We start from the raw sequence: 21860 nt of genomic DNA, 5'->3' as shown, positions 1-21860 counted from the left end.
TCTATCCAACGCAGTACATTCATTTCCCATACGCAAGCTGTTGCGCCACTTGCCAAACAAAGAGGCAGGCGCCGAGGCGCCTGCCTTTTTAATTCGGGTGGATGAGCGAGGCGCCTTACGCGGCAGCAGCTGCCTGCTGGCTGGCCACCACCGCGTCGACCTTGGCGGTCGCCTTGGCGAGCGCCGCGGTAACCGCGTCAGGGCCCATGCCGACACCTTCGATGCGGATGACGTCGACGTCGGTCATGCCGAGGAAGCCGAGCACGCCGCGCAGATAGGGAATGGCGTGATCGAACTGCACGGCCGCGCCTTCCGAATAGATGCCGCCCGAAGCCAGCACGATATAGACCTTCTTGCCGGTGACGAGGCCCTTGGGGCCGTTCTCGCCATAGGCAAAGCTGCGGCCGGAGCGGGCGATGTGGTCGACCCAGGACTTCAGCGTCGAGGAGATGTTGAAGTTGATGAAGCCGGTGGCGAGGATCACCGTGTCAGCGGCGAACAACTCGTCGAGCACGACGTCGGAGACGCCGACGACTTCAGCCTGGCGCGGCGTGCGCGCTTCAACCGGTGTGTAGATGCCGGTCGAATAGTCGGCATCGATATGCGGCAGCGGGTTGGCGACGAGGTCGCGCACGACAAGCGTGTTCGACGGATCGGCGGCGACGAGCTTTTCGGCGAATTCAGTAGCAATGCGGGTCGAGTGCGAGGCAGCGCCGCGCGGGCTCGAGGTAACGAGAAGAATGGACATAGCGGGTCTCTCCAGTGGAATGAATTGTCCCGCTACATATGGGGTATCTATCCATCAGATAAACTGGTATATTTTATATACGATCCATCCACAAAATAGATACATCGATGCAGCCCAATCCGACACTCGACCAGCTTCAGATATTCGTTGCCGTCGCCGATAGCGGGAGTTTTTCGGCCGCCGGTCGCAAGCTCAACCGGGCGCAATCCGTCATCAGCTATGGCATCGCCAATCTCGAGGCGCAGTTGGGGCTAAAGCTGTTCGAACGCGAGGGCACGCGCGAGCCGCACCTGACCGAAATCGGCCGATCGATGCTGGAGGATGCAAGGCGCATGATCGGCGTGCTGCAGCGTATGCGTTCGCGCGTCGATGGCCATCATCACGGACTGGAGGCCGAAGTGGCGCTGTCGGTCGATGCGACATTGCCTTCGCCGGTGCTGGTGCGGGTGCTGAAGGCGTTCGAGACGCAGTTTCCGACCGTGATGCTGCGCCTGCATATCGGCTCGCTTGGATTGATCCCGGACCACGTCGTCAATGGACAGGCGGATCTCGGCATTGGCGGCCTGCTGGGCGAGGTCGACGTCCATCTCGTGCGCATCGGCTTCATGTCGATGGTGCCGGCGGCGGCCCCCGGCCATCCCCTGGCGCTGCTGCCGAAGCCGGTGAAGATCGAGGATGTGCGCGAGCACACGCAACTCGTCGTCATCGATCAGTCCGAACGCACCAAGGGGCGCGACTATGGCGTCTTTGCCTACCGCACCTGGCGGCTTTCGGACATGCGCACCAAGCACACGCTGATGCGCGAGGGGCTGGGTTGGGGTGGGTTGCCGCGCTGGCTGATAGCCGACGACCTGGCCACTGGCCGCCTGGTGGAACTTGATCTCGAACCCTACGAGGAAGTCAGTTCGCCACTGTTTGCCATGCACCGCAATGACCGAAGCCCGAAGCCGGCCGCCGCCTGGCTGATCGAACGGTTCAAAAGCGAACTCGGCTGCTTCAACGAGTTCAAGCCGGGCGAGGTGCCTGCAGCGCCGCGCGTCCCTGGGGAACGCGCAAAGGACGCTGTAGAACTTTGATTTGCGCATGATGCCTAGCGAAAATCGATTCCGATTTTACCGATGCGCACCTTTGGTTCGGGGTCATGCGCTGGGACGAGCCGGAGACAATCCGTCAATCAGCGCCATGAGCACGACGCGATAATCCTGCGCCGAAGCGCCGGCCTCGATGGCCAGCGCCGCGCGGTCGAAGGCGGAGGCAAGCAGCGCGGTCAGCGCATCCACCGGCAATCTCGCCATCGTGTTGGTCCGCATCGCCGCGACCAGGCCCTCACGCAGTGAGCGGTTGCCGTGGCGGTTGTCGATCGCATCCATGGCGGCGCGGCCGAGCACGGCAGGGCCGTCGAGCAGCAACAGCCGCGTGCGGCCGGGCGCGCGCATGGCGGCAAGATAGGCCTCGGAGCCGGCGATCAGCGCATCGCGGGCTTCGAGCGAAGGTGGCGAAGCGCGGTCGATCTCTTGCGCCACCGCCTGCGCTTCCTGCTCGACCACGGCGGCGAACAGCGCCTGCTTGTCGGCGAAGTGGTGGTAGAGTGCGCCGCGCGTCACGCCGGCCGCGGTGACGATCTCCGGCGTGCCGGTCTCGGCATAGGATTTTTCCGTGAACAGCTTTCGCGCCGCCGCGATCAAATCGGCGCGCGTCGCCTCGGTGCGGTCGCGATTGGAACGGCGCGCGGATTCCTGTTGCATACATGCAGCCTGTATGTTAATTCGATTTGCATACAGACTGTATGTTATGTCCAAGGAGAAAGAAAGATGAAGACCACGAGCTATTACCCTGTGCTGATGACCGGCGATGTCGCCGGGACGGCGGCCTTCTATGTCGAGCATTTCGGCTTCCGTCCGCTGTTCGAAAGCGACTGGTATGTGCACCTGCAATCGGCGGACAACAAACGCGTCAACCTCGGCATCGTCCAGGGCGACCACGAGACGATCCCGGAAGAGGGGCGAGGGCGCACGTCAGGCCTGTTGATCAATTTCGAGGTCCGCGACCCCGACGCGGTCCATGAGCGGGTTCTCGCCGCCGGCCTGCCGATCCTGCGAACGCTGCGCGACGAGCCCTTCGGCCAGCGCCATTTCATCACCAGGGACCCCAACGGCGTGCTGATCGATGTCATCAAGCCGATCCCGCCCAGCGAGGAATTTCTGGCGCAATATGCCGAGGGCGCGGCGGGGGTTTAGTCTCAGCTCGCCCTTGCCACCGGCGTCACCGTCACCTGGCTCACGCCTGTGCGGCGCACCACCGTGCACAGCGTCTCGCGGCCGATGCGTTCGGCGTCGAGCATGCGCACGAGGTCGTCGACGCCGGTGACCGGGCGTCCGTCGATGGCCGCTATGATGTCGCCCTCCTTGAGGCCGGCCTTGGCCGCCGGGCAGTTCTTTTCGACGCTGCGCAGTCGCACGGCCGTGCTGGTCGACACTTGCGACAACAGCGCCGCGCGGCGCGGCAGATTGGTGGTGTCGGCCGAGATGCCGATGAAGGCGCGCCGGACGCGGCCGAAGCGGATGATCTCCGAAATGACGAAATTGGCGGTGTTGGAGGCGACCGCGAAGGCAATGCCTTGCGCGCCGTGGATCATGGCGGTGTTGACGCCGATGACCTCGCCGGCCGACGACACCAGCGGTCCGCCGGAATTGCCGGGATTGAGCGCCGCATCGGTCTGGATGACGTCGTCGATCAGCCGACCGGTCGAAGCGCGCATCGAGCGGCCGAGCGCCGAGACGACGCCCGATGTGACCGTCCATTCGAAGCCGAGCGGATTGCCGATGGCAATGGCGATCTGGCCGCGCCGCAGCCGCTTGGAATCGCCGAGCGGCGCCACGTCGGTGAAGCTGCCATCGGCGCGCACCAGCGCGATATCGGTGTCGGGATCGCGGCCGAGCACGCGGCCCTCGCTGGAGGCGCCGTCCGGCATCGACACGCGCACCGTCCTGGCATCGCCAACGACATGGAAATTGGTGACGACCAGCCCGTCCGGCGCAATGACGAAGCCGGAACCATGGCCGCCCTGGCCGCCAATGCGCTCGATGCGGCAGACGGCCGGGCCGATGCGGTCGACCGCATCGGCCACCGTCGTCGAATAGGCGTCGAGCAACGTCTCGTCAGATTGGAATTCGGCCGCGGCGAGTGCCATGGATGGGCTCCGTGTTTTCACGCTTGATCGTGACTATATGTGCGGAGCGGCCGGAACGGCCGCGACCTGACCAGATGGCCAGTCAAACCGCCAACTAGCCGTCAGGCGAGTACCTCCAGGGGCGCCGTCGGGCGATATCTGGGACATGACGAACCCCAGGAGACATCCATGAGTGATTTCAATCTGAATGCGTTTTCGCAAGCCGTTGCAGACCTTGCCGCCAAGGCGACGCCCGCATTGGCGAGCTTCGCTACCCATCACCACCGCACGGCAAGCGCCTTCCACTGGAGCGACGGCTATTTCGTCACCGCCGAGGAGGCTGTCGAGGCCGGCGAGGAGATCGAACTGACGCTGGCTTCGGGCGGGACGGTGAAGGCTGAACTCATCGGCCGCGATCCTTCGACGGGCGTCGCCCTGCTGAAACCCGCGGATGCGGCCGGCGCGCCTGTCCTTGCCAGGGCCGATGCCGTTCGGCCGGGCAACATCGCCATCGCCATCGGCAACAGCCAGGGCTCGGCGCTGGCGGTATCGGGCTCGGTCGGCGAAGTCGGCCCGGCCTGGCGCTCGATGCGCGGCGGCACGATCGACCGTCGCATCCATCTGGCCGTCGGCGCCGGCGGGCGCTTCGAGGGCGGTCCGGTGCTGGACGCCAAGGGTGCGCTGATCGGCATGCTGTTGTTCGGGCCGCGCGGCCGTGCGCTGGTCATGCCCTATGAGACGATCGAGCGGGCGGTGGCGACATTGCGCGAAAAGGGCCATGTGGCGCGCGGCTATCTCGGCGCCGGCCTGCATCCGGTGCGCGACCGTGATGCCCATGGCGCGATGGTGATGAGCCTCGACGACGCCGGTCCGGCCAAGGCCGCCGGCCTGTCGCTGGGCGATATCATCGTGGCGTGGAACGGCGAGGCCATGCATGGCCCGCGCGACCTGATCCGCAGGCTCGGGCCCGACAGCGCCGGCGCTTCCGTGACGCTTGGCGTGGTGCGTGGCGGCGAGCAGCGCGACGTGACATTGACCATCGGCGAAAAGCCGCTGAGCTGAGAGGATTGATGGAAACGCTTGCCGGCGACCGGATCGTGAGTGACGCTGCCGCTTCGCGGCGGCTGGTGGTGCTGATCGCGCTTGGCGATGCCGCGCGCGCCGAGCGCCTGGCCGCCACTTTTGCCGCCAGCGACGACCTGCTGCCGGTGGTGGCGGGCGGCGGCAGGGCTGATGTCGCGATCGTCGACGACAGGAGCGGGAGTGCCGTGCCGGCCTCCATGCCGCGCGTGCTGTTGTCAGGACGCACCGGCAGCGAGCGGCCCACCGGCGAGGTGTTTGCCGTTATGCCCACGGGTGCGGACGACCTGCTGATCGCCGCGGCGGCGCGGCTGGCGGCGGCCGGCTATCGCGTCACGGGGGAGGACAGAAGCGGGCACCACGAGGATTTCCGTGCCGGCGAAGGCGAGCCGTTCGAGGACGACGTCCTGGACGAGCATGCGGCCCGGCCAGCGCTGTCGCCGCGCGAGGCCGAAGTGCTGGCACTGCTGGCCGAAGGCGCGCCCAACAAGGTGATCGCGCGGCGGCTCAACATTTCCGTGCACACGGCGAAATTCCACGTCGCCGCGATCCTGATCAAGCTGGGCGCCGCCAACCGCACCGATGCCATCGCCATTGCGATGCGGCAGGGGCTGGTGCTGGTCTGATATTGCTCACACCGCCGCTTCGATGTCGGTCAGCCGGAAGTCATCGCCCTTGAACAGCAGCGGCATCCAGGATTTCGTCTTGCCGGTCGCCCGCGAGCCCCATGGTCGTTTCAAGAAAGGTCGGTGCCGCCAGCAGCCGCCTCCTGGCTTGCGTGATCGCGAGCGCGAGACGTTCGTAGCCCGGCTCGAGACGCAGAATGGCGATCAAGGCCGAGGAATCGATGATCATTTCGTCGGGATTCCGAGCTCGTCATAACCGAGGATTTCGTCATCGGTCATGGCATTTTCTCGTTTGGGGATTTTCCCGGCGCTGTCGGCAATCGCCATCAACCGCTGCAACAGATCCGTGCTTTCTTCGCGCGGCACCAGCCGTTCGCGCGCGACCTCGCGCTCAAGGCTCTCCGGTGAATCCAATAGGTACCGCGTGCTGTCGATCGACAAGTCTCCGCAGCGTCACCATGGCCTCCCACCGCAAGCTCTTGTATCCCGTTGCGGCCCGGGCAAGGATCGCGCAAACAAGACAACGCATGCGGAGGAAAAATGTCGCTCAAGGGAAAGACGCTGTTCATCTCCGGAGGGTCGCGCGGGATCGGGCTGGCGATCGCGCTGCGCGCGGCGCGTGACGGCGCCAATGTGACGATCGCGGCCAAGACCGCCGAGCCACATCCGAAACTGCCGGGCACGATCTACAGTGCGGCGCAGGAGATCGAGCAGGCCGGCGGCAAGGCGCTGCCTGTGCTGTGCGACATCCGCGAGGAGGCGCAGGTGGCCGAGGCGGTTGCAAAGACGGTGGAGAAATTCGGCGGCATCGATATCTGCGTCAACAATGCCAGCGCCATCCAGCTCACCGGCACGCTGGAGACCGACATGAAGCGCTACGACCTGATGCACCAGATCAACACGCGCGGCACCTTCCTGGTCTCCAGAATGTGCATTCCGCACCTGAAGTTAGCCGACAATCCTCACATCCTGAATCTGGCGCCGCCGCTCGACATGAAGGCCAAGTGGTTCAAGAACCATGTCGCCTACACCATGGCCAAGTTCGGCATGTCGATGTGCACGCTGGGGATGAGCGCCGAGTTCGCCAAGGACGGCATCGCGGTCAATTCGCTCTGGCCGATCTCGACCATCGACACGGCGGCGGTGCGCAACCTGCTCGGCGGCGCGACGGTCGCGGCGATGAGCCGGTCGCCCGACATCATGGCCGATGCCGCGCATGCCATCTTCATGCGGCCCTCGCGCGAGGCATCAGGCAATTTCTACATCGACGAAGAGGTGCTGCGCGCCGAGGGTGTCAGCGATTTTTCGATCTATGCGCCCGGTGCGACCGGACCGCTGGCTGGCGATTTCTTTGTGCCGGACGAGGTGTTTGCGCGGACCGACAGCAAGATCAAGAGCATCTACTGACGCCGCCGGCGCTGCCCTCATCCGCCCGCCGGCGTTCATCGCTCGAAAAAAGCCAGGCAATTGGCTTTCGTTCGTCGTGCGGAGCGCTTTTCGCTGCTTTACGCCTCGTCCTTCTTGCCTTTGCTCAGGCCCATCAGCCGGTCGATATAGGCCAGCATCAGCGCCGAGACGACGAAGGCGAGGTGGATGATGGTCAGCCACATCAGCTGGTCGGTCGAATAGGAGGATGAGTTGAGAAAGACCTGCAAGAGGTGGATGGAGGAGATGGCGACGATGGTCGATGCGACCTTGACCTTCAGCGATCCGACATCGATCGTGCCCAGCCAGTGCACGCCGCCGCCGTCCTGGTCGTCGAAGCGGCTGGCGAAGTTCTCGTAGCCCGAGATGATGACCATCACCACCAGCGAGGCGACCAGGGCGGCATCGATCAGGCCGAGCATCTTCAGGATGGTGTCGGTGTCGCCGAGCATGAACACCGTGGTGATGAACTCGTAGAGCTTCTTGCCGAAGGACAGCGCATAGACGGCCAGCGCCAGGCCAAGCCCGATATAGAAGGCGACCAGCAGCCAGCGCGAGGCGAGGATGATCGATTCGATGGCGAGTTCGAGGCGCTTCATGAGTGTTTCCGGTTGTTCCCTGGTCGGTGGTCAGGCCGTGTTTCGGCCAGGCCGACGCTTTTTGCAAGATGGCAAAAAACCCCGCCGGAGAGGGCCGGCGGGGCTCAATGCGTCCCGCTGGAGTCGGGACGGGGCAGGGAATGCCCAGCCCTGAATCTGGAGTCAGCAAGCCTGTGATTCAATGAGCCGGTTCCAATGCCGGCACAAATCGTCTTGAGCCCGGGGCCGGGATGCGAACCTTTCCCATCCCCGATCGAGCCGGGGATGGGTGCTTCTCGCCTTGAGTCCGCAAACCAGGTCATGGTTTTGAAATCATGACCTAATTGTTGCTGGCGACCGGTGCCACCAACGAGGTGATGCGGCGGATGGCGACACGCCGGTTCTCGCGGTTGGGCGCCGAGGTGTTGACCTTCAGATACTCCTCGCCATAGCCCTGCGTCGTCAGGTTCTCCGGCGGGATGCCGAAGGCATTGGTCAGCGCTTCGGCGACCGCTTCGGCGCGGCGGTCCGACAGGGCAAGGTTCGCCTCCGGCGTGCCGACGGCGTCGGTGTGGCCCTCGATCAGGAAGGTCTCGGCCGGGTTCTTCTTCAGCAGTTTCTCCATGGCGCTGGCGACGCCCTCGAGCTTCTGCACCTCGGTGTCGGAAATCGAGGAGGAGCCGAATTCGAAGTTCAGCGTGTCGAGGTCGACGCGGCGTGCGATGTCGCGCACGCGGGCCGAACGCTTGACCTCGTCGATCGAATAGAGGCGCTGGACCCTCTCCACCGGCGGCTGGTCGAGGAAGGTGTAGTAGTCGTCGGGACTCTGTACATCCTCCGAATCCAGGATGTAATCACGACGTGGGATGGTCAGCCGCATCGGCGGCAGGTCGTCGCCGGGATCGCGCCAGTCGCCCTCGTCCTGATAGTTCCGCTCGTCGACATAGCTCAGCACATATTCGCGCCCATCCGGCGTGATGCGCGAACGCTGGATGACATCGCCGTACCGGTTGCGGATGGTGACGATCTGGACGCCATTGTCGCGCTGGACCGTCTCGCGTGTACGGCCCTGCGACAGATCCTCGTAGTAGACGTCCTTGGCGCCGCGATTCATGCGCGAGCCCTCATTGCTCTGGACGATTGTCTGGCCGCCGAGCTGGATGATGACGCGGTCACCGATCTCCTTGAGCACGTCGACGCCCTTGGGACGACGGCGGTCGCGGATGTTCTCGTCCGGCGCCCGGTCGAGGCGCTTGCCCTTCTCTTCCGTTACGGGGACCAGCTTTTCAGGCTTGATCTCCTGCTGGGCTGCCTTGTCGTCGGTTGGAGGCGGACCCTGGTCGACAGGAGCGGCCACCGGCTTCTGGCCCTGGTCTCCGCCTTGCTGGGCGTTCTGGCCACCATTCTGCTGTTCGCCATTCTGCTGGCCGTTCTGGTCGCCATGCTTGCGGCCGCCGCCCTTGCGCTGGGCATCCTTCTGGCTGTCGAGGATGGGCGCAGCGTTCTTGTCGGCAGGCGCTTCGCCCTGCACCGGATTTTCGCCCTGGGCAGGCGCGGCCGTGTTGCCATTGGCAGGCTGTTCACCGGTTGCCGGCTTCACGCCATTGGCCGGTTGCTCGCCCGTCGCGGGCTGCTTACCCGTCTGCGGCTGTTCACCTGTCGCGGGCTGCTTTCCCGTCTGCCGCTGTTCGCCTGTCGCCGGCTGCTCGCCATTGGCGGGCTGTTCGCCCACCGGCTTCTTGCCGTGCTTCTTTGTCTTGTCCTGGGGCTGTTCGCCCTGGGTCGCGGGCTGTCCGCCGGCAGGTGCCGGTTCAACCTTCGGCGTCGTTGCTTCGCCGGCCGGAGCTTCCTTCGGCGTGGGCGCGGCTTCCGGCGTCACTGCCGGGGCAGCAGGCGCTTCCTTCTGCTGGTCCTGCTTGTGTTTCTTGCCGGGCTTGACGGGCTGGTTGTCGTTGGCGGGCTGTGTCTCACCAGCCGGAGCCTGTTCGGCCGGCGCCTGCTCGGTCTGTTGCTGCTGATCGCGCTTCTTCTTGCGCGGCTGTTGCTCTTCGGCGGGCGCCGCCTGCTCGGCCGGCGCCTGCTCGGTCTGCTGCTGCTGGTCGCGCTTCTTCTTGCGCGGCTGCTGCTCTTCGGCGGGCGCCGCCTGCGCGGCCGGCGCCTGCTCGGTCTGCTGCTGCTGGTCGCGCTTCTTCTTGCGCGGCTGCTGCTCTTCGGCGGGTGCCGCCTGCGCGGCCGGCGCCTGCTCGGCCTGTTGCTGTTGCTCGTGCTTCTTCTTGCGCGGCTGTTGATCCTCGGCCGCTGGAGCAGGCTGTTCGGCGGCGGGGGCTGCCTGCTCTGCTGGCGCCTGTTGGGCCTGCTGATCGCGCTTCTTCTTGCGCGGCTGCTCCTGGTCGGTAGGCTGTGCGTCGCCGGTAGGTGCGTCCTGTGCCAGGATCAGTGGCGTTCCACCGCCTTGCATGGCGCTGAACGCGGCACTTCCCTGAAGCGGGAACGCGCCCAACGGCGCGGATGCCATCAGCAGGCCAAGTGCGGTGCCTGCCAGAATCCGTGGTTGGCGTTTCATCGAAAACTCTCCTTGTGGGGTCCCATCCTTGCCGAAACCGATCTTGGCCCGATTGGTTCCAGTTTGGTCGGGATAGATGTCGTACAGGGCGATTGGCCGGCCTTTTGAAGGCAACTTCGTGTCATTCGGCCGGGTTGCGGCCGCATTTCAACCGTTGTCGCGCTTGACGTTGGCGACGGCTGGGGCCACATCCCCAAAATGGAAACGCCGTTCTGGAAAACGAAGACGCTGGAGGCGATGAGCCCGGCCGAGTGGGAATCGCTGTGCGATGGCTGCGGCAAATGCTGCCTGTCGAAGCTCGAGGACGAGGACACCGGCGAGATCTACTGGACCAGTGTCGGTTGCCGGCTGTTCGACGCCCAGACCTGCCGCTGTTCAGACTATGCCAACCGGCTGGCGCGCGTTCCCGATTGCGTCGGGCTGACGCCGCAGAATGTGCGCACGATCAGCTGGTTGCCAAGCACCTGCGCCTATCGGCTGGTGGCCGAGGGCCGAGACCTCTATTGGTGGCACAGGCTGGTGTCGGGCAGTGCCGAAACCGTGCACGAGGCCGGTATGTCGATGCGTGGCCGGGTCAAGGCGAGCGAAACAGATCTGGCCGAGCCTGAAGATTATTTCGACTATATGCTCGACGACGAGCCTTGAGATCCGCTCCCCACGGGTCCGAACAAGGAACACGAGCAAGAGGGTTTGGGCGCTCATTGTCCGAAACCTGGCGAAGATTTCCTTTTCCCGCCACATGAACCGCAGATGAACGCCGGGTTCGTAAACAGTTCAGGCGCGCTGGCGCATTCTCCCATCATCGCTTTCAAGAGGACGGGCACCAGCCCGCAACAAGGAGAGAAGACCATGTTCAACACGGTGAAAACGGCAGCCCTCTCGGCCCTGGTCGGCCTCGGCGCGCTGATGGCCGTTCCTGCCCATGCCGACAGCCTCTATCTCGGCTTCGGCAACAACCAGGATCCCCGCTTCGGGGTCTACGCCGGCGACGACGGCTATCGGCATCGCCGCGATGAGCGCCGTGACTGGCGCGGTGACGACTGGCGTCGCGACGGCTGGCGCCGCGGCTGCTCGCCGGATCGCGCCCTCGACAAGGCGGAGCGCATGGGCCTCTATCGAGCCCGCATCGTCGACGTCAACCGCCGCGTGGTCAAGGTCATGGGCCGCCAGGATGGCGACCGCGTCGTGATCGTGTTCGCCAACGAACGCGGTTGCCCGGTCATCTATCGCTGAGGCTGCGGCATAACCCTGTGCGAGGGTTAGCCAGGAGACATGACCTCTGAGGGGTCCTGTCTGGAGACACGACCTTCTGCGAAGGTCGGTCTGGACTAGCGGAGCCCCTGTCCCATCGGGCGGGTGCGGCTCGGAAAAACCCCGCGGGAGCAATCCCGCGGGGTTTTTCATGCGTGGCATTTGCCGTTGGCGTGGCCGGGCAGGGCCCGACCACGCATCCGAACTGCCTATTTCAGCTCGAACGTGACGGTTACTTGAACATTGTAGGCGTTCTCGCCGGCCTGCGTCGGCACCGCCGCACCCGCGGCGGCATCGAAGGCCTTGGCGTTGATCGCCATCGGCGGCGGCGCGATGTTCTGGTCGGAGATCTCCAGCACCCGGCCGATGCTGACGCCGGCGGCTTCGGCAAGCGTCTTGGCCTTGGCGATCGCGTTGGCCACCGCTTTCTTGCGGGCAGCGTCGATGGTTGCCGCCGGATTGTCGTTGGTGAAGGAGATACCGCCACCCTGGTTGACGCCGAGCGACACGGCCTTGTCGAGGATCTCGCCCGTCTTGTCGATGTCGCGCACGCGCACCGCAAGCGTATTGGTCACCTGGTAGGCGACGAGTTCGGCCTCCTGGCTGCCATCGGGCTTGTTGGTGTAGTTGTAGCGCGGGTTGATCTGGATGCCCGCGGTCTGCAGGTCGCGATCCTTGATGCCCGCCGCCTTCATCGCCGCGATCACGGCGGCCATGGCGTCGTTGTTGGCATCAAGTGCCGCCCGCGCCGTCTTGGCTTCGCGCATCACGCTGAGCGACAGCAACGCCAGATCGGGAGGGATGGTCGCTTCGCCTTCACCCGAAACAACGATGCGGGCGGGCGTCGGCGAATCGGCGGCTCCAGCCATCGCCGGAAAAGCGATTGCAGCGGCGAGCGCGAGGGGCAAAAGATATCTGGTCATGAAAATCTCCTTGGTCTGCGATCCAGTCGCACGGGTCGCGTAGGGCGCAATTATGGGTTGATTTGGGCGATCCGCGAAAGCCCGTCGGGAAAGCCTTGTGCCGGAAAGCGAAAAACATTAATCCAGCCCGCGTGGGGCCTGTAGCTCAATGGTTAGAGCCGGCGGCTCATAACCGCTTGGTTGGGGGTTCGAGTCCCTCCGGGCCCACCATTGTCATTCTCTATCAATCTCTATCAATGCTTTAGAGGGCGGTTCGCCACGAGGTTCGCCAACAGGTTCGCCAAGCATCGGCTTGCGCGTCACGAGACGCACGACTCGATCCTTCCCCTGGACCGTGGCCGAGCAGGGCGTATCCGTATGACTGTAGATCGTAGGTGAATTGCGGCAAGAATGCAGGCGCATCAGCTGGTAGGATACCCCCGCGCCAGATCATTGATCGGGCTTGACCGCGCGCAAGCAGACGGGCGCGGAACCCTGGTTCTGTCGCTTCGGCAATGGCCGCTTGAATGGCGTCAACCGTTGTTGCCATTGATCACCAGCCCGTAAACTGTCTCAACAAAGTGACCGTGTTGTTCGACGCGAACACCCGCACTGGCCTGCGCAACTTCCCGGCATATCCCTGGAGTGCACCCTCCGCATATGATGGTAGAAAGTCCGTCGATGCGGCGCACAAGACATTTACGACTTGGGCTCGCAGGGTCGGTGTGATCGAGGATGTACCCACGGCGCCGCCGTGGATGACAGGGCCTAAGATTGGCGGTGCAGGCCATCCTACAGAAATTGACCACTGATTTCGCTTGCGGCGGCAAATCGTACCGCCGCCGCATCGGCCGACGCGTCACCAGTGCCATCGGGAGGAGTAAATCGATCAGGACCCTGGGCGATCTTTGCGATATGGATCGGAAGCAAGACGTCGCCGGCCCAACGAGCTACCCAACTCGTCGGGAATTTGCCCATAGCCTACTGTACATTGAAGCGATGACCGAGACAGATGCAGCGTGGGGCGGTTAACGAGGCTTGACTAGCGGAGACTACGCTTGCCGTTTATTCGCTTGATTATCATTGTCGTCATGATGGCATGTTTCGCACTCTTGTTTGCGAAACTGGTCCGGCAGACAGAGAAGGCAAAATTCAGATCGTTGCCCGATACCTCTCGCTGCGGCGAAGCGGTTGACTGTGTGCCAAAACTGCCCCCGACCAAGGATTAGTAGCTGGTCTTGCGATCGTGCTTGCTGTTGAAGTGCCAGCCGGATCGAGGCAGGCGACTGCTACAGCACGGCAGGGCGACAGATGAAAAAACGCCCCCGTTGAAGCGCATGATAGGCCGGTCGGTGCCCCAAGGCGTGTCACCTCCGAGGCCTGCGCGATGCGTCGGGTCTTGATGTCAAAATGGCGCCAAAATCGTTGGCGATCAAATTCAACCTGCCCTCTTTGGGCTGGCATTGAATGGAGGTTAGCAATGATCCGCAAAGTCGCAATCACCAGCGCTCTTATCGCCATTTTCAGCATCCCTGCATTTGCAGCCACGGAGTACTGGGTGGCTAAGGATGCGGCGACCAAGAAGTGTGAGGTGGTGACCAAAAAACCGGACGGCACAAAACTGACCGATGCCGGCAATAAGACGTATACAAGCAAGGCCAATGCCGACAAGGCGTTGAAGGAACTGGCAGCTTGCAAATGAACTGACAGGCTAGTGTAGGTCGCCCCCTCCACCTTCTCACGGGCGGCCTACACTGTCGGCCAGTCTTCGCAGTCTTTCAGGAATAAGGGCTCGAAGCTGGCAAGACACTTGCAGCGACGGCCTCGCGAATTGTCATGCCAACGACACGCCGTTGCTGGGCGAGGCTGTCCAAATCTGCGAGCATCCTCAAGGACCCACGACAGGACGGGGGTCTGCCGCGGGCCGACTGCCAAAGATCAGGCCGCCGCGCTTTCAATGCGCTTGGACGCCGCCTTCTTGTCGGTCTCGACATTGATCGCGATGCGGCGCGGCTTCATCTCCTCGGGAATTTCCTTCTTGAGGTCGATAGTCAGCAGACCGTTTTCGAGCTTTGCCCCGACAATGGTCACATGATCGGCCAGTTCGAATTGGCGCGCGAACGACCTCAGATGCTCGACCGATAGAAGGGAGAAAAGTCCAGGTTCGTTCTCATAGCTACATCCTCCTTGGAGCAACATAGACACGAGGGAACGCCAAGAAGCCTGGCGCTCCCTGACACGCCGGCCCCTTGCATGGCGACCGACAAAGATGAGTTGGGAATCGATTTCCCCTGCGTCAAGAGCGATCGCTAAAGCAGTTTCGCGACCGCCTTCGAATGGCTGGTGGCAAGCGCAGTCTGGCTTTCCTTGCCCCCGTGCAGGTTAAAACCAATGACTTGACACACGACAGCAACTCGGCGCGGGAGGCGCTGGTATTCTTGAATCAATGGCCGAAGGGCCGTCGAGGACCGGTATACAGCAGCAGTCGAAGTCGCATTGGGTGGCACAAAGCTTGTTCAGCGGCATCGAGTGACACCTCGCAAAACTATGGGAAATGTCTAGCAAACCTCTCGGCGCCGGCGCGGCGGCTGAAAGGGTGCATCATCTAGGGTGAGGGGCGCCCGTGTCTAACCGCCATTCAAGCAGGTTCCCACCCGCGTGGTCCTTGCCGAAAGGAATAACTGGCTGAGGTTTCGAACCCGGGCTGCGAAGACTGCCATGCCCGACATTCGATTGAGATCCTCGGGTGCTCGACGCGAATGATGTTAAACGAATTTGCAGCTTGGCGTACCCGCGACGAAACCGCCGTTCCCGCTTGAACAAGCAGTGCCGCATAGCCGTCGATAAGGTAGCGCCGTGCGCTCGAACCAGCGCGGTGAAGATGCTGGTGCCCAGACAATATGATGTCTACGCCGCTGCGCGAGAAGGCGTCCATTGCCAGATCGGCCCGGCCCACGATGCCGTCGTCGTTTTCCAGGTTCAGCCCTTCGAAAGGATGATGCGTGACCACTATCCGGGTAACGTCATCGGACATATGTGCAAATTTTTCCGTCGCCGCCTCGAGCTGGCGGACGTTGATCCTGCCGTCCTTTATTGTCAGGGATCGTGCCGTGTTGATCCCGACCACAGCGATTTCGCCGTCGGCATAGAACGGGTCGGTGTCCGCCTCGATGTAGCGCCTGTAACGCGACAGAGGCGTCATGGCGCGCGCGAAGACATTCCAGAGCGGCACGTCGTGATTGCCCGGCACCACGATGCGGGGGCCAGGGAGGGAATCAAGGAAGGCCCGCGCCTGCAGGAATTCCTCTTTCCGGGCACGCTGCGTCAGATCTCCTGACACGACGAGCAAATCAGAGTCGACCGCAAGAACCTCCGTCGCAATCGCGTCCACAAGTCGGCTCTCTGTCTTTCCAAAGTGCAAATCCGAAAGGTGGACCAGGGTTTTCACTGAAGTTCTCCGCTTTCAGCTACGGTCGCCGGTTCTGGCTTTTTTGGCAGGTAGGAGGACCTTCAGGGCTGCTGGCCGAATCTGAAAATTCAGGGGCGTGTCCATGCTGACGGCTTCGCCGTCCAGAGAAACCAGCATGGCGCGTCGATGCGATGTGATTTGAAGTGAACCAGCCCGATAGATTTCCAGATCTCGGGCGGAGTCGATCATGCCGAACGCGATCTTGAACGGAAGCAGTGCCAGTCCAAACCAGGACTGCTGCTTGACGACATAGACGCACAGTTCTTTTGACGTGAGGCTGGCGCGGTGGCCAAGATCGGCGATGTCGTAGAAATTGTTGCCAACAAACACACAAGGCGTCCGCAGTCTTTCGCGGGTGCCCTGGGCTGCGACGTGGACAGCCTGCCACGAGGCGGATCTCAACGTTCTCATGAGGGCGGGTCCGATGGCGGCAAGCTTGCCGAACCCGCGGCGGCGCTGTTCGGTTGAACGCTTTGCAACAAAGAACGGATAGATCCCAATCGATGAATTGTTGAGAAAGACTCGGCCGTTGACCTCGGCGACATCGACTGTGACAGGCTTGCCGGTCGCGATTGTATCGATCGCCGCCGTCAGGTCGAGCGGCACACCCAAATCCTTGGCAAAGTGGTTCAATGTGCCGAGCGGAAGGACGCCAAGCACCACATCCGTCCCCGCCAGCGCCGAGGCCGCGCTGCCTAGAGTGCCGTCGCCACCGCCCACCACCAATATCGATCCATGACCGGACCTCGACTTGTTTTCGGCAACGAAGCGCTGAGAGAGCTCTCCAATCTCTCGCCCTTCCACCAGTCGCACATCGGCCTCGACGCCACGTGCGGCGAACCCATCCCGCACGGCTCTATCGATGTCGCCCTTGCGCGCTACGGCGCCGGCACTTTTGTTGATGAGCGCCACAACCTTCAAGTTTTTGGCCCCCGCTTCGGCCTTTCCTGAAACCATAAAGCGACTATCCAACACAGGATGGCCCAGCCTGAACCAATGCACCAGCCGGCCAAGACATCCGTGGGATAGTGGACCGCGAGATAGACCCGGCTAATGCCAACGGCCACCGTCAGAAACACGGCGAGGGTCATGAAATACACTTTGAGGCGCAGATCCTGACTTGCGTGTGAAAGGAGGGCGCCCACGGTCAGGAACGTGATCGCCGAAAGCATAGCATGGCCACTCGGGAAGCTTGCAGTGAACACCCGCGTGACATGAGGAATCTCCGGCCTGGGCCGGTTGAAGCTTAGCTTGAGGATCGTGCCAAGCAGTTCCCCGCCGGCCACCGCCACTGCCATCCAAATGGCCAGAGCCCGCTTGTGGACAAGAAGCAGATAGGCAACCCCTGCCATCAACACGAAGCCAAGAAACACCACGCTGCCGATCGAGGTCACATCTCTGGCCGCTTCCTGAAGCCATGGCGGACCGATCGGGTAGGCCTGATCGGCTCCACGAAGGGTCGACATGATCGCCAGATCAAATTTGGTCGTATCGCCTTCCCGGACCTCCTCGGCGAGCACTCCGAAGCCGAGAACGAGGCATGCAACGAGCATCCCCACAATGAGCCTGTTCTTGCCTTGCGGAGAACACCCGAAGGGCCGGCGCTCGATATCTGGGACTGGTTCGCTCAAGCGCCGGACCTCATTGGTGAGGCACAACGGCCTCGCGAGTACGAGGTTCCCTCAGCCATCACTGCGGTCTGACGGCAGAAATCTGCGGCGGCGCTTCGCGACAGCCCCGACAACACGACGTCGTTGGAATGGCCGTGAGACCCTCACTTCTTCAAGAGGGGAACCATTGAAAATTCTATCCGTTGAGGTGTTCAAGAAAAGCGAGCGGGGCAACGTGGATCAAGACGACGCTTCACCAATATCATCTGGCGTGGAAGGCCTCGACTATGTCCTGCGAGGCGGATACGCAAAATTCCGGTCACATCTTGTAGAGGGCAGGCCTGGTTCAGGTAAGACCACACTTGGTCTGCAGTTTCTGATCAAAGGTGCGGCGGATGGCGAGAAATGCCTCTATATAACGCTGTCCGAGAGCAAGCGTGAACTGCACTCGGTCGCGCAACGGCATGGATTTTCTCTTGACGGGATCGAAATCCTCGAGCTGGTGCCACCGGAGTTGAGCCTCGACCCATCGCAGTTACAGACTCTGGTTCATTCGTCCGATCTTGAGCTCGGTGAGACCGTGCAGTCCGCGCTCGCCGAGATCGAGCGCATGAAGCCGGATCGCGTGGTGTTCGATTCCCTTTCGGAAATTCGCCTCTTGTCGCAGGGCTCGTTACGCTATCGGCGGCAGGTCCTGGCTTTGAAAAGCTTTTTCCTGCTCAACAATGCGACGGTGCTTCTGCTTGACGATCTCACCGCTGAACATGACGATCTAAACCTGCATTCGATCAGTCATGGCGTCATCCGGATGGAACAGCTTTCGCCGATCTATGGCGGAGAGCGCCGGCGGCTGCGCATCATCAAAATGCGCGGCGTTCAAATTCGCGGCGGCTTCCACGACTTCGTCATTCGACCGGGCGGCGTGATGGTGTTTCCGCGCTTGGTTGCCTCCGAACACGAGATGGCCGAGCATGGAACGCCGGCAACCGGTAATGGATCTGTCGACACGCTCGTGGGTGGCGGGCTGGACCGCGGCACCAGCACTCTCCTGATGGGACCTTCTGGTGTCGGCAAGTCGACCATCGCATGCAGCTATTGCCATGCGGCTCTCAAGCGCGGCGAACATGTGCTGGTGCTTTTGTTTGATGAAACCAAGCGGATTTTCCTGGCGCGCGCGTCTGGCCTCGGCATGGATCTGGGGCCATTCGCCGACAATGGAAGCTTGCTGCTGGAACAGGTGGATCCTGCAGAATTGTCGCCTGGTGAATTGTCGTCGCGCATCCAGTCTGCTGTGGAGCGCTCGAATGCAAGGATCGTCGTCATCGACAGCCTGACTGGGTATCTCAATGCCATGTCGGAGGAGCAGCATCTTGTGCTGCAGATGCACGAGATCCTGACATATCTCAATCAAAAGGGCGTTGTGACGATCCTGCTGTTGGCCAATCATGGGCTGATAGGGCAGATGTCAGCCTCCGTCGACATGACCTATCTCTGCGATTCCGTAATGCTCCTGCGCTTCTTCGAAAGCGGCGGCCGTCTGAGACGGGCTATTTCCGTGGTCAAGAAACGCGTCGGGCCGCATGAGGACACCATTCGCGAATTCAAGATAAGCGCAACCGGACTGTCCGTCGGTGAACCATTGGAGGAGTTCCGGGGGATACTGACTGGCGTGCCAACCTACGAGGGTAAGCAAGGCAACCTGTTGCAAGACAAGGCATCATGATGCCCTCAGACAGCAGTGTGCTCGTATTGGCACCAGTCGGGCGCGACGCGAAGGTCGCGTCGGCAATCCTCACGGAAAACGGCATCAAGTCCCACATCTGCGCGACGCTCGACGAAGCAGTTCCGCTGTTGGACCAGGCCCAGTGCTTTTTGGTTACCGAAGAAGCCTTGATCAGCTCTGATCGAAATCAGTTTGCATCCTGGCTCAACCATCAACCGGCGTGGTCCGATTTTCCGATCGTGTTGCTGACGATGCGGGGAACGGAGATCGACAAACGCCTCGCCTTTCTGGACCGCTATCTGATCGTTCTCGAGAGACCATTCCTGGCGTCGAGCCTGGCAAATTCTGTGCGCTCGGCCCTGCGTGCCCGCGCCCGTCAGCTCGAGGTCAAGTCATACATTGAACAGAAGCAAGAGGTCGCGGACCGGCAGAAACTGCTGATCAGGGAGCTGCATCATCGCGTCAAAAACACGTTGGCAAATGTCCGGGCGATGATGGGGGCAACTGCCAGATCGAGTGGCAGCGTGGATGATTTCGTGCGCGATTTCTCCGCCAGGATCGTCTCTCTCGCCGACACGCATTCGATGCTGACCGATGACTATTGGCAGATGGCTTCGTTGCACAAGCTGCTGGAATCGGAACTGCGCCACTACGATACGACCGACAAGTCGCGTGTGATGCTCGAAGGGCCAGACGTCGCGCTTGTCGCCGATATCGCGATCCCGATCGGGATGGCCTTTCATGAACTTGCGTCCAACTCATCGAAATATGGCGCGCTGTCCCGCCCTCACGGCCGTCTCGAAGTCAGGTGGTCGGTGAACAATTCGGACAACGAACGAACCCTCAATCTGAATTGGCTTGAAAAGGGCGGACCGAAGGTGGAGCAACCAAGGCGGCGCGGTTTTGGCACGACTCTGCTGGAGAAAGTTGTCGCGGTGCAGTGCCACGCCGAGGTTGAGTTAAACTATCATCCTGACGGCCTTCGGTTCGCAATGGCCTTGCCGCTACGCGACACGAGGCTGGTCCCGGCCTATTGACCTCTGCAGGTGGAGCCCCCGCTTCGGTGGTGGCCTATCTGCCCCATCGCTGATACTGGTGACCTTTCCTTACGGCGTAGGCGTAAAATGACATCGGATACAGGGAAGCCAGAGGCGGTCGAGCAGCTGCTCGAGACGCCCGACCTTGCCACCGCGCTGGAGAGCGAACAATTCAAGAAATTTCTAGACCAAGTACCTATCGCGATCGCCGTTTCAGACCTGATCGAGACGGAGCGCGTCGTCTATGCAAATCCTGAATTCGAAAAACTCTCAGGCCTGAAGTCTGCCAGTCTGGCACGGAAAAACTGGACAGCGCTTTCGGGGACCGGAGTCCGTGAGCAGAAGGACAAGGCGCTGGCCGAGTGCGTTGTCAATGAAACTGATTTCGTGGGTACTTTCCGCCTGGAGCGCGGCGCCGACGGACCAGCAGTCGTCGACGCCTACTCAAATTTGATAGTGGACGACGACGGCAAGAATTGTTTCCGGCTGGTTGCCTTGGTGGACGTATCCTTTCACGCTGAGGAGGCGCCCACGGTCGAGGAGCGTGTTCGGGAGAAGGACACCTTGCTGCGGGAACTGCAGCACAGGGTAAAAAACAATCTCCAGATGATCACCGCACTCATCCGGCTGGAGACCCGCAACGCAGCGGAGCCCGATCAGAAACGGTTCGAGAGGTTGGCCGGGCGCGTCGACGCTCTTGCGATACTCTACCAGGCACTGTCGAATGACGAGCAGAGCGATGAGATCGATCTCGGCATCTACCTCAGCCAGATAGCATCCGCGGTAATGGCTTCACATGCCGTCGAAGGCATACGCCTGGACATGAAGGTGGATACCTATCCCGTCTCGATCAATGTTGCGATGCCAACGGGGCTGGTTGTGAATGAACTGCTGACCAATGCGCTCAAACACGCCTTCAAGGGACGAGAAGGCGGCACGATAACGCTTCACAGCGTGGTCGATGGCGACGGATGCCGCATCACTATCGCCGATGATGGAATTGGTTTGCCGGAGGGCGAGACATGGCCGAAGCCCGGCAAGCTCGGTGCTCTCATCGCGCGCTCTTTGACCGAGAACGCCAAAGCGCAATTCGAAGTTAAATCCAGCGCCACTGAAGGGACCAAGGTTACCATTGTTTTCAAGCGATCGGCGGCGTCGAGCTGACGATGTCTATGCTGGGGTCCGAGTGGCTGGTCGATGTCCAAAGGGACGCCGACCGTGCAAGCCCATTTCGATGACGGCTCGTCCAGCCGAAGGTCGCGCCGTAAGCCTGGGCCTTCCGCCCCCCGGTCCACGCGGAATGGTAGAGCGTCTGCACGGTCCCGACGTCAATATGATCGCTCCGCAGCATCCTGTTGGTTTAGCTTGGGCGCGGGTATGGCGAGACATCCCCGCGCACTCTCAAATGCATGTCGGTTGCATAAATGCCGGAGGCCCCCGGAGAACTAGAGCGTTTCACCGTTTCATGGAAACGGCGAACCGCTCTAACTCTTTGTTTTGACGCAATTCCTGACGGAAAACCGCTCACACTTTTCCTGGAATTGCTCTAAGCGGCGGCAACCACCTTTGCTATCTCTTGCGCTGAATGCCCCGTAAGATCCTTGGGGATCTCGCCTACAAGTGCGTATTCCGACGAAGCCGGCCATCGATTCCGATTTGAAGCCGGCCAGTCATTCCGA

Annotated in this window: 22 protein-coding genes, 1 tRNA gene and 1 pseudogene; 12 read left to right on the top strand and 12 right to left on the bottom strand. The window is 62.0% G+C overall.

Annotation, left to right across the window (positions count from 1 at the left end; translation table 11 throughout):
- Positions 1 to 115 precede the first annotated feature (115 nt).
- Positions 116 to 748 carry an FMN-dependent NADH-azoreductase gene (locus QQK95_RS15995; RefSeq protein ID WP_284274296.1) on the bottom strand — a complete coding sequence of 211 codons (633 nt, stop codon included), beginning with the start codon at positions 746 to 748 and terminating at the stop codon, positions 116 to 118.
- Between the two features lie 107 nt (positions 749 to 855).
- Between QQK95_RS15995 and QQK95_RS15990 the strand changes: the two genes are divergently transcribed.
- Complete coding sequence (locus QQK95_RS15990; RefSeq protein WP_284274294.1) at positions 856 to 1824, top strand: LysR family transcriptional regulator; 969 nt, start codon at positions 856 to 858, stop codon at positions 1822 to 1824.
- Positions 1825 to 1887: 63 nt separating this feature from the next.
- Here QQK95_RS15990 and QQK95_RS15985 read toward each other — a convergent pair whose 3' ends face one another.
- Positions 1888 to 2493 carry a TetR/AcrR family transcriptional regulator gene (locus QQK95_RS15985; RefSeq protein WP_284274291.1) on the bottom strand — a complete coding sequence of 202 codons (606 nt, stop codon included), beginning with the start codon at positions 2491 to 2493 and terminating at the stop codon, positions 1888 to 1890.
- Between the two features lie 66 nt (positions 2494 to 2559).
- Between QQK95_RS15985 and QQK95_RS15980 the strand changes: the two genes are divergently transcribed.
- Positions 2560 to 2985 (top strand): VOC family protein, encoded by a 426-nt coding sequence (locus QQK95_RS15980; RefSeq protein WP_284274288.1) that lies wholly within the window; start codon positions 2560 to 2562, stop codon positions 2983 to 2985.
- A gap of 2 nt (positions 2986 to 2987) precedes the next feature.
- Here QQK95_RS15980 and QQK95_RS15975 read toward each other — a convergent pair whose 3' ends face one another.
- Positions 2988 to 3938 (bottom strand): S1C family serine protease, encoded by a 951-nt coding sequence (locus QQK95_RS15975; RefSeq protein WP_284274286.1) that lies wholly within the window; start codon positions 3936 to 3938, stop codon positions 2988 to 2990.
- A 168-nt stretch (positions 3939 to 4106) separates the two neighbouring features.
- On the opposite strand from QQK95_RS15975, the gene QQK95_RS15970 reads away from it, so the two are divergent.
- Together QQK95_RS15970 and QQK95_RS15965 are read left to right on the top strand one after the other, a co-directional pair.
- Complete coding sequence (locus QQK95_RS15970; protein WP_284274284.1) at positions 4107 to 4979, top strand: S1C family serine protease; 873 nt, start codon at positions 4107 to 4109, stop codon at positions 4977 to 4979.
- An 8-nt stretch (positions 4980 to 4987) separates the two neighbouring features.
- Positions 4988 to 5623 carry a helix-turn-helix transcriptional regulator gene (locus QQK95_RS15965; RefSeq protein ID WP_284274280.1) on the top strand — a complete coding sequence of 212 codons (636 nt, stop codon included), beginning with the start codon at positions 4988 to 4990 and terminating at the stop codon, positions 5621 to 5623.
- 40 nt (positions 5624 to 5663) lie between these two features.
- Here the strand turns inward: QQK95_RS15965 and QQK95_RS15960 are convergent, their stop codons facing one another.
- Together QQK95_RS15960 and QQK95_RS15955 are read right to left on the bottom strand one after the other, a co-directional pair.
- Positions 5664 to 5852, bottom strand: coding sequence for a type II toxin-antitoxin system VapC family toxin (locus tag QQK95_RS15960; protein ID WP_284274278.1), 189 nt, complete (start codon positions 5850 to 5852; stop codon positions 5664 to 5666).
- A complete protein-coding gene (locus QQK95_RS15955; RefSeq protein ID WP_284274276.1) occupies positions 5849 to 6064 on the bottom strand; it encodes a hypothetical protein in 216 nt (71 codons plus the stop codon). Before QQK95_RS15955 ends, QQK95_RS15960 begins: the two co-directional genes overlap by 4 nt.
- 99 nt (positions 6065 to 6163) lie before the next feature.
- Between QQK95_RS15955 and QQK95_RS15950 the strand changes: the two genes are divergently transcribed.
- Positions 6164 to 7030 carry an SDR family oxidoreductase gene (locus QQK95_RS15950; RefSeq protein WP_284274274.1) on the top strand — a complete coding sequence of 289 codons (867 nt, stop codon included), beginning with the start codon at positions 6164 to 6166 and terminating at the stop codon, positions 7028 to 7030.
- A 98-nt stretch (positions 7031 to 7128) separates the two neighbouring features.
- On the opposite strand, the gene QQK95_RS15945 is transcribed toward QQK95_RS15950, so the two are convergent.
- Together QQK95_RS15945 and QQK95_RS15940 are read right to left on the bottom strand one after the other, a co-directional pair.
- On the bottom strand, positions 7129 to 7647 hold the full coding sequence (locus tag QQK95_RS15945) for a TIGR00645 family protein (RefSeq protein WP_284274272.1): 519 nt from the start codon (positions 7645 to 7647) through the stop codon (positions 7129 to 7131).
- Between the two features lie 319 nt (positions 7648 to 7966).
- Positions 7967 to 10189, bottom strand: a complete 2223-nt coding sequence (locus tag QQK95_RS15940) for an OmpA family protein (protein ID WP_284274269.1) — start codon at positions 10187 to 10189, stop codon at positions 7967 to 7969.
- A 198-nt stretch (positions 10190 to 10387) separates the two neighbouring features.
- On the opposite strand from QQK95_RS15940, the gene QQK95_RS15935 reads away from it, so the two are divergent.
- The gene (locus QQK95_RS15935) at positions 10388 to 10834 is read left to right on the top strand and encodes a YcgN family cysteine cluster protein (RefSeq protein WP_284274267.1); all 447 of its coding nucleotides are present in this window, start codon (positions 10388 to 10390) and stop codon (positions 10832 to 10834) included.
- Positions 10835 to 11038: 204 nt separating this feature from the next.
- Entirely contained in the window at positions 11039 to 11422 is a 384-nt protein-coding gene (locus QQK95_RS15930) for a hypothetical protein (RefSeq protein ID WP_284274265.1), read from the top strand.
- A 227-nt stretch (positions 11423 to 11649) separates the two neighbouring features.
- On the opposite strand, the gene QQK95_RS15925 is transcribed toward QQK95_RS15930, so the two are convergent.
- On the bottom strand, positions 11650 to 12363 hold the full coding sequence (locus QQK95_RS15925) for an SIMPL domain-containing protein (RefSeq protein ID WP_284274263.1): 714 nt from the start codon (positions 12361 to 12363) through the stop codon (positions 11650 to 11652).
- 134 nt (positions 12364 to 12497) lie between these two features.
- On the opposite strand from QQK95_RS15925, the gene QQK95_RS15920 reads away from it, so the two are divergent.
- Together QQK95_RS15920 and QQK95_RS15915 are read left to right on the top strand one after the other, a co-directional pair.
- Positions 12498 to 12573: transfer RNA gene (locus tag QQK95_RS15920), tRNA-Ile, on the top strand.
- A gap of 1249 nt (positions 12574 to 13822) precedes the next feature.
- Positions 13823 to 14044, top strand: a complete 222-nt coding sequence (locus QQK95_RS15915; RefSeq protein ID WP_284274262.1) for a hypothetical protein — start codon at positions 13823 to 13825, stop codon at positions 14042 to 14044.
- A gap of 236 nt (positions 14045 to 14280) precedes the next feature.
- Here QQK95_RS15915 and QQK95_RS15910 read toward each other — a convergent pair.
- The 4 genes and pseudogenes from QQK95_RS15910 to QQK95_RS15895 form a co-directional block, all read right to left on the bottom strand.
- Positions 14281 to 14472, bottom strand: a pseudogene (locus QQK95_RS15910) (Hsp20 family protein); the annotation flags it as partial.
- 508 nt (positions 14473 to 14980) lie between these two features.
- Complete coding sequence (locus tag QQK95_RS15905) at positions 14981 to 15790, bottom strand: metallophosphoesterase family protein (protein WP_284274260.1); 810 nt, start codon at positions 15788 to 15790, stop codon at positions 14981 to 14983.
- A 15-nt stretch (positions 15791 to 15805) separates the two neighbouring features.
- On the bottom strand, positions 15806 to 16768 hold the full coding sequence (locus tag QQK95_RS15900) for a diacylglycerol/lipid kinase family protein (RefSeq protein ID WP_284274258.1): 963 nt from the start codon (positions 16766 to 16768) through the stop codon (positions 15806 to 15808).
- A complete protein-coding gene (locus tag QQK95_RS15895) occupies positions 16729 to 17442 on the bottom strand; it encodes a phosphatase PAP2 family protein (RefSeq protein ID WP_284274256.1) in 714 nt (237 codons plus the stop codon). The genes QQK95_RS15900 and QQK95_RS15895 overlap by 40 nt, the downstream gene beginning before the upstream one ends.
- Before the next feature lie 214 nt (positions 17443 to 17656).
- On the opposite strand from QQK95_RS15895, the gene QQK95_RS15890 reads away from it, so the two are divergent.
- The 3 genes from QQK95_RS15890 to QQK95_RS15880 all read left to right on the top strand — a co-directional run bounded on the left by QQK95_RS15890 (position 17657) and on the right by QQK95_RS15880 (position 21345).
- Positions 17657 to 19144 carry an ATPase domain-containing protein gene (locus QQK95_RS15890; protein WP_284274916.1) on the top strand — a complete coding sequence of 496 codons (1488 nt, stop codon included), beginning with the start codon at positions 17657 to 17659 and terminating at the stop codon, positions 19142 to 19144.
- The gene (locus tag QQK95_RS15885) at positions 19141 to 20181 is read left to right on the top strand and encodes a sensor histidine kinase (protein WP_284274255.1); all 1041 of its coding nucleotides are present in this window, start codon (positions 19141 to 19143) and stop codon (positions 20179 to 20181) included. Before QQK95_RS15890 ends, QQK95_RS15885 begins: the two co-directional genes overlap by 4 nt.
- An 87-nt stretch (positions 20182 to 20268) precedes the next feature.
- Entirely contained in the window at positions 20269 to 21345 is a 1077-nt protein-coding gene (locus tag QQK95_RS15880) for a histidine kinase dimerization/phosphoacceptor domain -containing protein (RefSeq protein ID WP_284274254.1), read from the top strand.
- The last annotated feature ends 515 nt before the right edge of the window (positions 21346 to 21860 follow it).

The organism is Mesorhizobium huakuii, assembly GCF_030160235.1.
GTDB lineage: Bacteria > Pseudomonadota > Alphaproteobacteria > Rhizobiales > Rhizobiaceae > Mesorhizobium > Mesorhizobium huakuii.
This window is presented reverse-complemented; position numbering and strand designations above follow the sequence as displayed.